Consider the following 13992-nt stretch of genomic DNA (forward strand, 5'->3'; position numbering starts at 1 on the left):
AATGGTAAAAAACAATACGACCCATGATGGCCGAGGAGGTTCCTATGTCTGAAAAGCACTTGAAGCAGTTATGTGAAGAAACCTGCACCAAGCTGAAGCGAGTAAGCAAGGAACTGGAGCGCTTTCTCAATCAGGTAACGCTGGCCGGGCTGGTAAAGGCGTCCGGAGACCCGGAAGAGTATGAAGCTTACTACCGTGCGTTCCTATCCGATCTGCGCCATCTGCTTGTCTATTCGGAAAACGCTTATGAAAAGCTGGGCGTCGTCCTGCGCCGGGCGCGTTTCGACGAGGCGTTTGCCGAAGAAGTGCTGTATCAGGTGTATCATACGTGCATCAATTCCTTTTTTTATCCCAAGGGCGAAGTGTACGATGAAGACGGCCGCTATGCATACGAAGGGAAGGACGCGATCCATTTCCGCAAACCGGTCACTCCCGAACTGCAGAAACTGACGCTTTCCCTGTACAAGGAATTCGAGCAGATGCGCGATGATCTGCATTACTACGAGACGGACTACCTGACCAAAAAACGGATGGAACCGACAGCGAAATAAGGACAATCAAAGAGCACAGCCAGGTGGCTGTGCTCTTTTTGCAGGCGCTTGCCCTAGACGGTAACCGGCTGGACAGCCCGGGAGACGATTGTCTCCACCTCATCCAGCATCTGATTGCGCTGCTGGTCGCTCGCAGAGGAGACGGCGGCAAAGTTGCGATGCACCACATCCTCGCAGCCGACAAAGGAGAGGATGCCGTCGGCGATCTGTTTGGTGATCAGATCATCGAAGCCCCTCGCCCGTATCTCTTCCTCCGACTCATGGGTGGTCGTAAACACGATCGCTCGTTTTTCGGTCAGCAGGCCGACCGGCCCATGCGCCTCATAGCGAAAAGCAAAGCCATGCGTAAAGACACGATCGATCCATCCCTTCAGCACAGCGGGTTGGGACCACCACCAGACCGGGTAGACCATCACCAACAGATCGGCATCGGTAACCAGCTGCTGCTCTTCTTCGATATCGGCACTGACACGCCCTTGTTCGACGCCTTTCATGTCTGCGGCACTCAGGACAGGTTGAAAGTTCATCTTGTACAGATCGCGCACGGTATAGGAGATGTCGGCCTGGTTCAGGGCGCGCTCCACGCGGTGCAGGATTTCATGGTGGAAGCTTTGCTCACCTGGCTGGGCAAAGAGTATGCATGCTTTCATGGATAGCCCTCCCATATGTTGTTACAAGCCGAAGCGGAGACGGTGGAGAAACCTGTTCAGCAGCCCGCCGACGCCGGGGGGCTGCACCTGCAGCGGCTGTTCGTTCGGCTTTAGTTTTGCCATTGCCTTGGCCTGATGGACGGCGGCATTGACATCGATCAGGCCGTAGCCGTACAATGGGTCTTTTCCCGGCCTGCCCAGGTCCCTCGCCGTGGAACGCATGATGTTCATCACCTGCTCGCTGCTCAAGTCCGGGTTGACGGAGCGGATCAGGGAAGCAAGCGCAGCCACATGCGGACAAGCCATCGAGGTGCCGGAAAGAGCGGCATAATCGCTGTAGATATAGGTGCTGGCGATATCCACCCCCGGGGCAACCACATCGACATAATCGCCGTAATTGGAGAAATCGGCCCGGTTGCGGTTATGGTCAACGGCCGAGACGCCAAACACTTCCCTGTACGCCGCTGGATAGCCCGGCTGATCCGTCGCGTCATTGCCGGTGGCCGCCACGAGCACGACGTTTTTGTCGTAGGCGTACCGGCATGCTTCGCGCAGGGCGGCCGAAGAGGTGTAATTGCCCACGCTCAAATTGATGACATCCGCCCCATGATCGGCTGCCCAGCGGATGCCTTGCGCAATGTCAAAGGCGGTCCCCGAGCCGTCAGCGCCGATCGCCTTGACCGGCATCAGCCTGCTGTTCCAGGACATGCCGGCGATCCCTACCCGATTGTTGGTCCGGGCCGCAATAATCCCGGCCACATGGGTGCCGTGGCCGTTGTCATCCATGGGATAATGGTTGTCTTCCAGCACGTTATAGCCTGTTGCCAGCTTGCCCCGAAATTCGGGATGATCCAGGTCGATGCCCGTATCGACGATGGCGACGACCACCTTGCCGCTGCCCCGGCTGACATTCCAGCTCTGCTCCATCCCGATCAGGGGGAGATTCCATTGATAGCGCCGGTACAGGATATCATTGGGGACACGGTTCGGCAGCAGCAGATAGTTGGGTTCGGCGTAGATCGAGTCGGGATGCTCCGCAAACAACTTCATCAGCTGTTTGGTGGTCAGCGACTCCGATTTAATGATCATGGCGTGGCCGTAATCCCGCTTGACGTGCGCATGCGCTTTTTTCAGCATGGCGTCAATGGCGGCCTGGCTGGGACGGGGAGAGAAGCGGACGACCACCTCATGCTCCACGAAATGACTGCGGTCCCGTTCATTGTGATGGATTTCGGCGATATGCGGCTTTCTTTCGAGAGTGCGCCGAATATCTCTTACCTGTTCCATGTAGTTGATCCGCGGGATGGTGGAATCCAGTGAAGTGACGGACGGATGGGGTTCCCGCATCTCTTGCATCCGGTATTGTTGAACCGGAATGAGGACGAGACCAAGGAACAGAACAACAATCAGTAAAGCGGAGAACCTGCGCAACCAACTCACTCCCTGCACGTTCATTACGCTTATCCTGCTGCATGAAGGGAGTGTTTATGAAGGAAAAATGATGAAAGGAACGGATTGTAACGCATAGAAAATTCCCCCGTAACGTCTGCTACGGGGGATTGGCCTGTTAGAATACGGCGACTTCCGTCGTGCTGTCGAACACATGGCATTTGGAGAGATCCATCGCGAGGGTTACGGCCATGGTAGGTTTCAAGCCTTCGCGGGCGTCGACCCGCGCCACCATTTCCGTATCGCCGATGTTGTTGAAGTATACATACAGCTCAGACCCCATGTTCTCCACGACATCCACTTCCGCGCGGATCGTGGACTTGAACGGGTTGGCTTCCATAAACTGGTTGTCGCTATAAATGTCTTCCGGGCGGATGCCGAAGGTGACCTCCTTGCCCACATAGCCTTGCTGGCGCAGGACATGGGCCTTGTCTTCCGGGAACTGGATCTGCATGCCTTTCGTCTCAAACAGCACGCTGCCGCCTTCTTCTCTCACGCGCCCTTTCACAAAGTTCATGCCGGGCGATCCGATAAAGCTTGCCACGAACTGATTGACGGGATGATTGTAGATCTCGGTGGGGGTTGCCACCTGCTGGATCACGCCGTCCTTCATCACCACGATGCGGTCGCCCATCGTCATGGCTTCCGTCTGATCGTGCGTGACATAAATAAAGGTGGTATTCAGCCGCTGATGCAGTTTGGAGATCTCCGTCCGCATCTGCACGCGCAGCTTGGCATCCAGGTTGGACAGCGGTTCGTCCATCAGGAACACCTGCGGTTCGCGCACAATCGCACGGCCCAGTGCCACGCGCTGGCGCTGACCGCCGGAGAGCGCCTTGGGCTTGCGGTCAAGCAGGTGGGCGATGTCCAGGATGCGGGCGGCTTCCTGAATCCGCTTGTCGATCTCCGCTTTGGGGAATTTGCGCAGCTTCAGGCCGAACGCCATGTTTTCATACACATTCATGTGCGGATAAAGCGCGTAGCTTTGGAACACCATCGCAATATCCCGGTCTTTCGGCGGAACGTCGTTTACCCGGCGGTCTCCGATATAGAGGTCGCCTTCGGAAATTTCCTCCAGTCCGGCGATCATCCGCAGGGTGGTGGATTTTCCGCAGCCGGACGGACCGACCAGGACGATAAATTCACGGTCTTCAATATCCAGATGAAAATCTTTCACGGCTGTTACATTGTTTGCATAGCGCTTGTAGATGTGATTGAGCCGTACCTGTGCCATGCTCATTCCTCCTTCAGTTGCTTGTCTTCATTGTAAGCAAGGGGGGAAGAAGCGCACTATGGCAAACATGCACAAAAAGTTTAAGCATTTTGCTGAAAGAGCATGGCCAGCCGAAGCAGGATCGCATCGGAAAACTGGCGCGGATCCAGATTGGTTTGATCCTTCAGCTTGTCCAGCCGATACAGCAGGGTATTGCGGTGAAGATACAGGTGACGCGCCGTTTCGCTGATATTCAGGTGGTGGGCAAACAGGGCATCCAGAATCTCCGCTTGATCGGGTGACAGCGTCATTGCGCCCATTCGGTCGAGAGAGCGGCGCACGGCCTCCCGGGTCGCATCATCCAGGGAGGCTGCCCATTGCTCAAGCGGGTACTGCCAGGTGCCCGCCACCATCTCCCGGAAACGGAAACGCTGCAGGGCCCGGGAGAGAAGCAGGCACTTCTGCAAGAGCTGCGGCAGCTGGCGCGGATGGGCAGCAGGTTCCGTGACGCAGACGATGACGCTCTCCATCGTCTCTGTCGTCAGCAAATCATGCAGGCCAAAGGCCCAGTCGAGCCACATGGCCCTGTCGTCTTCCGCCGGTTCCGTCTCCGGAAGGGCGGTGACCGGTACCAGCAGCAGCAGGTGGACGGCCGATAACGGCAGCAGCCAGATGTGCTGCGCGGAGGGCGAAGGGAAAAAGTCGGCCAGCAGCTGCTGCCACTGGGACAGCTCCAACGGACGGTCCGCATGGGCCCGTGTCAGCAGGAAAACGGCGCGCGGTTCCCGCCACTGCCAGACGGCTTCCAGGGCGGCCGGCAGCGGTTCGGTCCGGCCGCTGCAGAAGGATGTCAACCAGTTGATCGCTTGCTGCTGAATCGTCATTTCCCGTTCCGGCGGGGGCAAAAGCAGGGGCAGCAGCGCCCGTGCCGCTTCCGGCCACGCATCACGGGGAATGCCGATGTACCAGACGGCATGCTGGTCGGCAGCCCAACGGACCACCTCGCCCCCTTCCGCTTCAAAACGGCGGCGCTCCCGCTCCCAGGCGTGAGCCGCGCAGGTATGCAAACCGATCGGCAGGCCGGTCGCTTGGCGAATTCGGTCAATTTCGGTCTTCCACTGGTTCTCCACGCTTGCTCCCTCGCATCCGTTTTTCCGCATCAAAAAAGGAAACGCAGTTCGTTTCCCTTAATTATAGCTTATTCAAGCGCCCATGTGGGAGCGGCTTCCGGCTGCGCCTTCGCCTGCTCCAGACGGACGGCCTGGTGCTCTGGCAGCGGCTGCGGCTGCAGGATGTGCACCGTGATTTCCGGGCGGGAACGCAGACGGAAATTGAGCCCCGTCTGACCAAGGCCTTCGCTGATGTAAAAAGGACGGCCTTCCCGGTAGTGCAGCCCCTTCACGATGTTCATGCGCGGCAGCTTGCCCATTTTGATGAGATGATATGGTTTGGGCCAGTGGATTTGGCCGCCGTGGAAATGGCCGGCGAGCAGATAATCGTATTCGTAATCTTTCATCCGCAGGACGATGTTGGGATCGTGGGTAAGAACCAGCCGCAATCCCTCGTCCGTCACGCTGCGGTAGCTTTTTTCCAGATCGCTGCGGCGGGTGGCGTAATCATCGATGCCGATGATGTGCAGCTTCTGCCCGTGAACATCAAGCGTGTGGGTCTGGTTGCGGAGAACCCGGCACCCGATCCGCTCCAGTTCCGTTTTCAACTGCGCCAGATTGTGGGGGGGAAGCACGTAGTCATGGTTGCCGAAGACGATATAGGTGCCCAGCTGCGGATTCAGCTGCTGCAGCGCTGCCACGTACTGGACGGCAGCGGGGATGTTTTTGGCGCGATCCAGAAGATCGCCGGTGATGGCGATCAGGTCGAGCGGCTCTCCCTTCAGATGGTCGACGATGGCGGACGCTTTCACGGAAAGATTTTCCATATGCAGGTCGGAAAGATGCAGGATTCTCAGCGGCAGCCACTGATCGGTCCGAATCCGTTCCGAAGCTTTCATGGCTACCGGAACGCAGGAGATTTGCAGGTCAAACGTGTTGCGATACGCTTTTGCAAACAGTATGAAAAGAAAAAACAACGCGAATCCCCACATCATTGCCGTTCTTTCACCCCGTCGAAAAACACATGATCGCAACCATTATACGTGATTCGATGCGTCGACAGGACAAGCAGTTGTTGGGAAAAACGGGAAAGTTTCCTGTCGCAGGAACAAGGAATTTATCAGAAAAGGAAGAAATAATATAAGAAAATGAAAAATGCAGAAGGCGAGGAGTGTGGAAGTATGAAAGTGGAACTGATCCCACCTGTGGAAGGCCATTATAATTTGCAGGATTATGAAAAAGCTTATGCCAACTTCAGTTGGGCTGACGTGGAGAAGGCATTCAGTTGGCATGAGACAGGCAAGGTGAACATGGCATACGAAGCGATCGACCGCCACCTTCTGACGGACCGGAAGAACAAAATCGCGCTTCTTTACAGCGATGCGGAGAGAGAAGAGTCGTATACGTTCGCCCAATTGAGCGAACTCTCCAATAAGTTCGGCAATGTGCTGAAAAGCCTCGGCATCGGGAAGGGGGACCGGGTTTTCGTTTTCATGCCTCGTACGCCGGAGCTTTATGTAAGCGTTTTAGGAACGCTGAAAATCGGTGCGATCGTCGGGCCGCTGTTTGAAGCGTTCATGGAAGCGGCTGTGCGCGACCGCCTGCAGGACAGCGAGGCCGTCGCCATCGTTACCACGCCGTCGCTGCTGCCGCGGGTGCCGGTGAAGGAACTGCCTGCGCTGAAGCACGTCATTCTCGTCGGCAGCAAGGACAGCGAGACCGATGTGGAGGTAGTAGATTTCCATGAAGCGATGAAGGCAGCTTCCGCCGAATTGGAGATCGAATGGGTGGATCGGGAAGACGGCATGATCCTGCACTATACGTCCGGCTCGACCGGCAAGCCAAAAGGGGTGCTGCACGTCCACAACGCGATGATCCAGCATTACCAGACCGGGAAATGGGTACTCGACCTGCAGGAGGACGACATCTACTGGTGCACGGCGGACCCCGGCTGGGTGACAGGCACTTCCTACGGGATTTTCGCACCGTGGCTCAATGGGGCGACAAACGTGGTACGCGGCGGCCGCTTCAGCCCGGACGGCTGGTACAGCACCATTGAAAAGTACAAGGTCACCGTCTGGTACAGTGCGCCCACTTCATTCCGGATGCTGATGGGGGCGGGCGATGATGTCGTCAAACGTTACGATCTGTCCTCTCTCCGCCATGTGCTGAGTGTGGGAGAGCCGCTGAATCCGGAAGTGGTATACTGGGGCTTGAAGGTATACAACCAGCGCATCCACGACACCTGGTGGATGACGGAGACGGGCGGCCAGCTGATCACCAACTTCAAATGCATGCCGATCAAACCGGGATCGATGGGGAAACCGTTCCCGGGCATTCATGCGGCAATCATCGATGACCACGGCAATGAATTGCCGCCGAACCGCATGGGGAATCTGGCCATCCGCGTGGGCTGGCCGTCGATGATGCGGCAGATCTGGAAAAATCCGGCCAAGTATGAGGAATACTTCCGCATCCCCGGCTGGTATGTATCGGGAGACTCCGCATATATGGACGAGGACGGCTATTTCTGGTTCCAGGGCAGGATTGACGATGTGATCAACACGTCCGGCGAGCGCGTCGGTCCGTTCGAAGTGGAGAGCAAGCTGGTGGAGCATCCGGCCGTCGCGGAAGCGGGGGTCATCGGCAAACCCGATCCGGTGCGCGGCGAAATCATCAAGGCCTTCATCTCCCTGCGGGCGGACTATGAGCCGAGCGAGGAACTGATGGAGGATATCAAGAAGTTTGTGAAGCAGGGTCTGGCTGCGCATGCGGCGCCCCGCGAGATCGAATTCTGCGACAAGCTGCCCAAGACACGTTCCGGCAAAATCATGCGCCGCGTCTTGAAGGCATGGGAACTGGGACTGCCCACGGGCGATCTCTCCACCATGGAAGACTAAGGGACATTTCGAAAAAAAGTGGCAAGCCAGCAGCGGCTTGCCACTTTTTTTCGGTCGCAGTTCTCTGCCATCCCGATTCTTGTCTGCCACCCCGCCCCTTGGCGCAGGGCGTCTTCTCTTTCCGATCACTTCTGAATCAGCCCGTGGCGCACGGCGTAGGCGGCAAGCTGGACCCGATTGGACAGATGCAGTTTTTCCAGGATGTTTTTGATGTGATTTTTAACGGTATTCTCGGAGATATAAAGCGCCTCGCTGATCTCCCGGTTGGTCTCCCCGGCGGCTATGCACAGGAGGATCTCCTTCTCCCGCGGCGTCAGCACATCGGGGGCGGGCTCGTTCTCCGCCTGTCCGCTGCGGAAGCGGTGAAGCAGGCGGCTTGCCATCTCCCGGGGGATTTCGGCATCCTCGTCAAGCAGCGCGTGCAGGTAGCTGAGCCAATCCTCGGGCTCCAGATTCTTCAGCAGGTAGCCCTGTGCGCCGTATTGGATGGCCGTGATCAGGTCGCCGACGTCGTCGGAGACGCTCAAAATGACGACCTTGATCTGCGGGTATGTTTTCTTGACCGCCTTGGTGGCTTTCAGCCCGTCCCAAACCGGCATGCTGATATCCATCAGCACGAGGTCGGGCAGCAGGCGGCCGCACTGGCGATAAGCCTCTTCGCCGTCCGCCGCCTCTCCAATGATCTGAAAGGATGCATCCTGCTCCAGCAGGCTGCGGATGGCCTGTCTGGCCATGGGGTGGTCATCCGCAATCAGGACACGGTAATGGGTCACGCGCTTTTCCCTCCCTTGCCAAAGACAAGCAGCAGTTCCGTCCCGCCGGTCTCCCGTGTACGCAAGGCAAAATCGGCCCCCAACTGCTGGGCCCGCTCACGCATCATCATCATGCCGTATTTGTTTTCCCAGCCGGCCTGCGGGTCCAATCCTTTGCCATCATCCGTGATGGCCAGCCGCCACCCTTGCTTCCCTTCCTGCTGAAGGACGATGCGCGCATGCCTGGCCTGGGCATGCTTGCGGATGTTGGCAAACGCCTCCTGCACAATGCCGAAGAGCTGCACCTGCTCAGCGGGCGTGAAGCGGCCGTCCGGGAGATCAAGCTGATGCTCCACCTCGACCCCGGTAAGGGCGCTCCACTGGGCGAGCCATTTCTCCAGACGCGCGGTGAAGGAGTGGCCTTCCTCCGGCAGCGCGCGCAGGTTGAAAATCGCCTGGCGCACATGCCGGTCGATCTCCGAAACGGCGGCGCGGGCTTCCTCCAGCTGCCCCTGACGCAGCTTGACATTGAGGAAGAAGAGGGATTGGGCAATGCCGTCATGCAGCTCCCGGGCCAGGCGTTCCCGTTCCTGGTAGACCGCCAGGCGGGCCTGCTCTTCCACCAGCCGGGCATTCATCCGCTTGATCATGCCAAAAACCCAACTGGCAAACAGGAAGGAAAGCAGGAAGGCGATCAAGGTAATATAGAGGTTCCCCGTTTCCATGGACATGTATGCCAGCAGGAAGTCATGCCGGATAAATTCAAAACCGCCGATGATGAGCGGGGGAAGAAGAACCACGACGAGAAAAAGTTTGCGGTATGTCAACGTTATCACAACCTTTGCGGAAGCCATTCACACCTCCTAGTATACCGAACGGAACGGACAGGTGTTATACTTGTAACCGGATTGTGACAAAACGACATGGGAAAGGAGCCTAACAGGATGGGAGCATTGGCACGGGCGCTGACCGTGGCCGGATCGGACAGCGGCGGCGGCGCAGGCATCCAGGCAGATTTGAAAACATTCCACCGCTTCGGCGTTTATGGCATGAGCGCCATCACGGCGATCACCGCGCAGAATACGCTGGGGGTGGCGGCGGTATACCCGCTGCCGGCCGAGGCGACCGCTGCCCAGATGGAGGAGGTTCTCCGCGATATCGGCACCGATGCGCTGAAAACCGGCATGCTGTTCAGTGCCGAGATCATCGAAACGGTCGCGGAGAAAATACGGGCCCATCGCGTGACGCAGGTGGTGGTTGACCCGGTGATGGTCGCCAAAGGCGGGGCCAAACTGTTGCGCGATGATGCCATCGAGGCCCTCAAGCGGCACCTGCTGCCCCTTGCCCAGGTGGTGACGCCCAACCTGCCGGAAGCGGAATGCTTGACGGGCATGACCATCGCCGGCTTGCCGGAGATGAAGGAAGCAGCCAAACGGATCCATGCGATGGGGGCCCGGCATGTGATGGTCAAAGGGGGGCATCTGGACAGCGATGACCTTGTCGATCTTTTCTACGACGGGCAGCAATACCACCTGTTTCCGCATCGGCGCATCCACACCCAAAACACACACGGCACCGGCTGCACGTTTTCCGCGGCATTGACGGCCGAGCTGGCCAAAGGGACGGCACTGCTCCAAGCGGTGGAGCGGGCGCAGCGCTTCATTGTCGCGGCCATCCAAACGGCTCCGCAGCTGGGAAGCGGGCACGGGCCCACCAATCACTGGGCGGAGATTTCCTCCTGAAACGAAGAACCAAACGCCCACCTGCTGCTTATGTATGAAGTAAGAAGGCAGTAAAGGCGGTACCAGCCATGTGGACAAAATGGGTTACCATCCACGAATCTTACGGATTGCCAAGGGCGGCGCATGAATGCCGCAAATATCTGGAACACCAGGGCATTCGCGTGAAATTGTCCGGCAGGGCGAGACGCTCCGTTTTCCTCTATACCCTGCAGGTTCCCCAAGAGCAGAAGGAACGGGCGATATCGCTTCTTTCCCGCTGCAAGAAACAGCTGCGTGACGGCTGAACGCCTGCCCACCCCTCCATATTCCCCTCTTGACCGTCGACCTTTGCGGAAATGCTGCGGCAAGGGGGATTTTTGTGGTCACAACCGGGAGAATGATCGCTTTTTTTTCATGCGTATCGAGCCCTTTGCCTGCGCGCATAATAGGCAGGAATCAAGAAAAAAAAGAGGTGAACCGCATGCTGGGCACGCAGCAGATGCTGCTCCACAAAATCGGCGAGGTAAAGGAAAATCCTGTCGGACTCGACAGGATGCACGCAAAACAAATGAGCGATGCGCTCAATGTGGCATTGGGCAGTGTGTATACGCTGTACCATCAGCTCAAAAAGCACCACTGGGTCGTGGAAGGGCCGAGCTTTCGGGATCTTCATGTCCTGCTGGATGAGTTCGCCGCCCGGCAGTTGAAGATCGCGGATGAGGTGGCGGAGCGCATCACCGTGTTGGGGGCTTATCCGATTTCAAGCCCGCGCAAGCAGCAGGAGATGTGCGTGTTCTCCCCGGAAGAGGAGGGTGTGCTGGACCTGCGCACGATGCTGACCAACGACATGCGCGCCTACCAGCAGATCATCGCCCGTTTTCGCGATCTGATCCAGCTTGCCGCCCAGGCCGGCGATTTCACGACGGAGACCATGCTGAAACACCAGCTGCAGACGATGGAATTTGATGTCCATCATCTGGAGCATCTGCTGGGGGAAGACACCTTAACCACCCGGACACATTAGGGCCTGATCACGACCCGAACAGTTCCGTCATCGACAAATACCGCTCGCCACTGTCCGCGCACATGGCGAGCACTTTTTTGTGGGGCCCCAGCTTGCGGGCCACCTGCAGGGCGGCGTAGACGGACGCCCCGGAGGAAGGCCCCACCAGGATGCCTTCCTTGCTGGCGAGCTGTCTCGTGGTCTCCAGCGCCTGTTCGTCGGTAATCTGGATGATTTCGTCATAGATCGAACGGTTCAGGATGGGCGGAATAAAACCCGGACTGGTGCCCACCACCTTGTGCGGGCCGGGGGAACCGCCCGACAGAACGGGGGAGCCGGCCGGTTCGACGACGGCGATATGCAGATGCGGCAGATGCTGGCGCAGCACTTCGCCGGTACCGGTGATGGTGCCGCCTGTTCCGGCGGTGGCAACGAATCCGTCCAGCTTGCCGTCCATCTGCCGCAGGATCTCCTGGGCGGTCGTCATGCGGTGAATCCGGGGGTTTGCTTCGTTTTCAAACTGCATCGGCATGAAGCTGCCCGGAATTTGGCCGAGCAGTTCCTTTGCCTTGCGGATGGCGCCGGGCATCCTTTCCGCACCGGGCGTCAGGACGACTTCGGCGCCATATGCTTTCAACAGCTGTATCCGCTCCCGTGTCATCGTATCCGGCATGATGATGATCGCGCGGTATCCCTTCACGGCGGCGGCCATGGCGAGGCCGATGCCGGTATTGCCGCTGGTCGGTTCGATGATGGTGGCACCCGGCTGCAGCAGCCCGGCGGCTTCCGCTTCCACGAGCATATGATAGGCGGCCCGGTCTTTGACGCTGCCGCTCGGATTAAACTTTTCCAACTTGACGAAAATCTCGGCCATCTCGGAGGTGACGAGGCGGCGCAGCCGCACGACCGGCGTCTGCCCGATCAGCTCGCCCATATGAGTAACGACACGCACGCAAAACGCTCCTTTACTGAGGAAGTTGGCAGTTATTCCATTATACCATATCGGAATTGACGGTTTAGCAAAACTTTTTGATCGACTTCCCTCGAATCATTTCGACAAACCGGTACAAGCGTGTTACAATTAAATTCGCTCTACATCGTTGGGGGAGGATCGCACATCACCATGAAGCCTGTGTTTATCACCGTGGAAGGGCCCATCGGCATCGGGAAAACCTCCTTGGCGCACGCGATCAGCCGTACATACGGCTTGCAGCTGCTGGAGGAGATCGTGTACGAGAACCCGTTCCTCGGCAAATTTTATGAGAATATGTCGGAATGGAGCTTTCAGCTGGAGATGTTTTTCCTGTGCAACCGCTACAAGCAGCTGCAGGATATCCGCAAACAGTATCTGGCCAAAGGCATCTCCGTCGTTTCCGACTATAATATCTTTAAGAATACGATCTTCGCCAAACGGACGCTGGATGAGGAAAACCTGCCGAAATATTTGCAGATCTACGACATCTTGACCCACGACATCCCGCCAGCCAATCTGGTCGTCTACCTGACCGCCTCCATCGATACCGTGATGAAACGGATCGCGCTGCGCGATCGCGATGTCGAACGCAACATGGACGTTCGCTACATGGAGAATCTGATCGCCGATTACCATGAGTTCATGCACCAATTCCAACTGCGCCATCCGGAAGTGCCCGTCTTGATGTTTGATTGCGATCATCTTGATTATGTGCATCATCCCGAAGACCTGCGCTTCGTGCTGGACCGGATCGAACCGTTTCTGCCGAACGCTGCCTGCAAGTAACGGAAAGATGTGGACATTCAGTTAACAGGTAAGGGGTAAATGGTTTCATGACAGATTTCAAAAACAGCCATCTTCGTGAAAAATACGGCATTCCGCACAATGCCGTGATTACCATCGGCGGTACGGTTGGCGTGGGGAAATCCACCTTTACGCGTGCGCTGGCCGACCTGCTGGGCTTTCGGGTCTCCATTGAAAAAGTGGACAACAACCCGTATTTGAGCCGCTTTTATGACGATTTTTCCCGCTGGAGCTTTCATCTGCAAATCTATTTTCTGGCGGAGCGTTTCAAGGAGCAGAAACGCATGTTTGAATATGGGGGCGGTTTTGTCCAGGATCGCTCCATTTATGAGGATACCGGCATATTCGCCAAGATGCTGCATGAACAGGGGCACATGAGCGATGAGGATTATGAAACCTATACCCAGCTGTTCGAAGCCATGGTGATGACGCCGTATTTCCCGCATCCGGACGTCCTGGTCTATCTGGAGGGCAGCTTCGAGGAAATCATCCAGCGGGTCAAAGAACGGGGACGCCCCATGGAGCAGCAGACCCCGATCTCCTACTGGGAGGATCTCTACCAGCGGTATGAGCGCTGGATCAATTCGTTTACGGCCTGCCCGGTGCTGCGGATCAACATCAACGAATACGACTGCGTGGAAGATGAAAGCTCGGTGGAGATCATCCTTCCCCGCCTCGCGGAAAAAATTCATCTCGTGCGCGCGGTGCGCCGCTGATTGCAAGAAAAGGACATGCAGCCTGCTTTCTTTGAGCAAGGCTGCATTTTTTTGACGGTAGAATTATAAGGATGTAGACGCATTGGCCGACATCTGTTAGTCTATTCTGAAAAAATTGTTCATCATGAAAGCGCGGAAAGAGGGGTATACA

General features: G+C 57.2%; 15 protein-coding genes. 7 read left to right on the forward strand and 8 right to left on the reverse strand.

Annotated features, from left to right (window positions below):
• The first annotated feature begins 44 nt into the window (after positions 1-44).
• Positions 45-551 (forward strand): DUF3907 family protein, encoded by a 507-nt coding sequence (locus G3578_RS18275; protein WP_165214592.1) that lies wholly within the window; start codon positions 45-47, stop codon positions 549-551.
• A gap of 53 nt (positions 552-604) precedes the next feature.
• Here the strand turns inward: G3578_RS18275 and G3578_RS18280 are convergent, their stop codons facing one another.
• From G3578_RS18280 to G3578_RS18300, 5 genes are all read right to left on the reverse strand, one after another.
• Positions 605-1201 (reverse strand): NAD(P)H-dependent oxidoreductase, encoded by a 597-nt coding sequence (locus G3578_RS18280; protein WP_165214594.1) that lies wholly within the window; start codon positions 1199-1201, stop codon positions 605-607.
• Between the two features lie 21 nt (positions 1202-1222).
• A complete protein-coding gene (locus G3578_RS18285; RefSeq protein ID WP_241254709.1) occupies positions 1223-2632 on the reverse strand; it encodes a S8 family peptidase in 1410 nt (469 codons plus the stop codon).
• Positions 2633-2768: 136 nt separating this feature from the next.
• Positions 2769-3884: an ABC transporter ATP-binding protein gene (locus tag G3578_RS18290; RefSeq protein WP_165214598.1), complete on the reverse strand. Its 1116-nt coding sequence runs from the start codon at positions 3882-3884 to the stop codon at positions 2769-2771.
• 80 nt (positions 3885-3964) lie between these two features.
• Entirely contained in the window at positions 3965-4993 is a 1029-nt protein-coding gene (locus G3578_RS21295; RefSeq protein ID WP_165214600.1) for a helix-turn-helix domain-containing protein, read from the reverse strand.
• A 68-nt stretch (positions 4994-5061) separates the two neighbouring features.
• Positions 5062-5967 (reverse strand): metallophosphoesterase, encoded by a 906-nt coding sequence (locus G3578_RS18300; protein ID WP_165214602.1) that lies wholly within the window; start codon positions 5965-5967, stop codon positions 5062-5064.
• 186 nt (positions 5968-6153) lie between these two features.
• Between G3578_RS18300 and acsA the strand changes: the two genes are divergently transcribed.
• On the forward strand, positions 6154-7872 hold the full coding sequence (gene acsA / locus G3578_RS18305; protein WP_165214604.1) for an acetate--CoA ligase: 1719 nt from the start codon (positions 6154-6156) through the stop codon (positions 7870-7872).
• Between the two features lie 125 nt (positions 7873-7997).
• Here acsA and G3578_RS18310 read toward each other — a convergent pair whose 3' ends face one another.
• Both G3578_RS18310 and G3578_RS18315 read right to left on the reverse strand, forming a co-directional pair.
• Entirely contained in the window at positions 7998-8645 is a 648-nt protein-coding gene (locus G3578_RS18310) for a response regulator (protein ID WP_165214606.1), read from the reverse strand.
• Entirely contained in the window at positions 8642-9478 is an 837-nt protein-coding gene (locus G3578_RS18315) for a sensor histidine kinase (RefSeq protein WP_241254710.1), read from the reverse strand. The genes G3578_RS18310 and G3578_RS18315 overlap by 4 nt, the downstream gene beginning before the upstream one ends.
• A gap of 90 nt (positions 9479-9568) precedes the next feature.
• Here G3578_RS18315 and thiD point away from each other — a divergent pair, with 90 nt between their 5' ends.
• From thiD to dpsA, 3 genes are all read left to right on the forward strand, one after another.
• On the forward strand, positions 9569-10366 hold the full coding sequence (gene thiD, locus G3578_RS18320; RefSeq protein ID WP_165214609.1) for a bifunctional hydroxymethylpyrimidine kinase/phosphomethylpyrimidine kinase: 798 nt from the start codon (positions 9569-9571) through the stop codon (positions 10364-10366).
• Positions 10367-10434: 68 nt separating this feature from the next.
• Complete coding sequence (locus G3578_RS18325) at positions 10435-10650, forward strand: hypothetical protein (protein ID WP_165214612.1); 216 nt, start codon at positions 10435-10437, stop codon at positions 10648-10650.
• A gap of 176 nt (positions 10651-10826) precedes the next feature.
• Complete coding sequence (gene dpsA, locus G3578_RS18330) at positions 10827-11369, forward strand: DNA starvation/stationary phase protection protein DpsA (RefSeq protein WP_165214615.1); 543 nt, start codon at positions 10827-10829, stop codon at positions 11367-11369.
• A 7-nt stretch (positions 11370-11376) separates the two neighbouring features.
• Here the strand turns inward: dpsA and cysK are convergent, their stop codons facing one another.
• On the reverse strand, positions 11377-12282 hold the full coding sequence (cysK, locus tag G3578_RS18335) for a cysteine synthase A (protein ID WP_165214707.1): 906 nt from the start codon (positions 12280-12282) through the stop codon (positions 11377-11379).
• Between the two features lie 189 nt (positions 12283-12471).
• Here cysK and G3578_RS18340 point away from each other — a divergent pair, with 189 nt between their 5' ends.
• Both G3578_RS18340 and G3578_RS18345 read left to right on the forward strand, forming a co-directional pair.
• Positions 12472-13107: a deoxynucleoside kinase gene (locus tag G3578_RS18340; RefSeq protein ID WP_165214618.1), complete on the forward strand. Its 636-nt coding sequence runs from the start codon at positions 12472-12474 to the stop codon at positions 13105-13107.
• Positions 13108-13154: 47 nt separating this feature from the next.
• Positions 13155-13841 carry a deoxynucleoside kinase gene (locus tag G3578_RS18345; protein WP_165214621.1) on the forward strand — a complete coding sequence of 229 codons (687 nt, stop codon included), beginning with the start codon at positions 13155-13157 and terminating at the stop codon, positions 13839-13841.
• The last annotated feature ends 151 nt before the right edge of the window (positions 13842-13992 follow it).

This window comes from Brevibacillus sp. SYP-B805 (genome assembly GCF_011059135.1).
In the GTDB taxonomy this organism is placed as follows: domain Bacteria; phylum Bacillota; class Bacilli; order Brevibacillales; family Brevibacillaceae; genus Brevibacillus_F.

Excerpts from the sequence above, each read along its gene's own strand:
- thiD (WP_165214609.1), top strand. The coding sequence starts at position 9,569 with ATGGGAGCATTGGCACGGGCGCTGACCGTGGCCGGATCGGACAGCGGC.
- acsA (WP_165214604.1), top strand. The coding sequence starts at position 6,154 with ATGAAAGTGGAACTGATCCCACCTGTGGAAGGCCATTATAATTTGCAG.
- cysK (WP_165214707.1), bottom strand. The coding sequence starts at position 12,282 with ATGGGCGAGCTGATCGGGCAGACGCCGGTCGTGCGGCTGCGCCGCCTC.
- G3578_RS18315 (WP_241254710.1), bottom strand. The coding sequence starts at position 9,478 with ATGGCTTCCGCAAAGGTTGTGATAACGTTGACATACCGCAAACTTTTT.
- G3578_RS18300 (WP_165214602.1), bottom strand. The coding sequence starts at position 5,967 with ATGATGTGGGGATTCGCGTTGTTTTTTCTTTTCATACTGTTTGCAAAA.
- G3578_RS18345 (WP_165214621.1), top strand. The coding sequence starts at position 13,155 with ATGACAGATTTCAAAAACAGCCATCTTCGTGAAAAATACGGCATTCCG.
- G3578_RS18340 (WP_165214618.1), top strand. The coding sequence starts at position 12,472 with ATGAAGCCTGTGTTTATCACCGTGGAAGGGCCCATCGGCATCGGGAAA.
- G3578_RS18280 (WP_165214594.1), bottom strand. The coding sequence starts at position 1,201 with ATGAAAGCATGCATACTCTTTGCCCAGCCAGGTGAGCAAAGCTTCCAC.
- G3578_RS18275 (WP_165214592.1), top strand. The coding sequence starts at position 45 with ATGTCTGAAAAGCACTTGAAGCAGTTATGTGAAGAAACCTGCACCAAG.
- G3578_RS18325 (WP_165214612.1), top strand. The coding sequence starts at position 10,435 with ATGTGGACAAAATGGGTTACCATCCACGAATCTTACGGATTGCCAAGG.
- G3578_RS18290 (WP_165214598.1), bottom strand. The coding sequence starts at position 3,884 with ATGGCACAGGTACGGCTCAATCACATCTACAAGCGCTATGCAAACAAT.
- dpsA (WP_165214615.1), top strand. The coding sequence starts at position 10,827 with ATGCTGGGCACGCAGCAGATGCTGCTCCACAAAATCGGCGAGGTAAAG.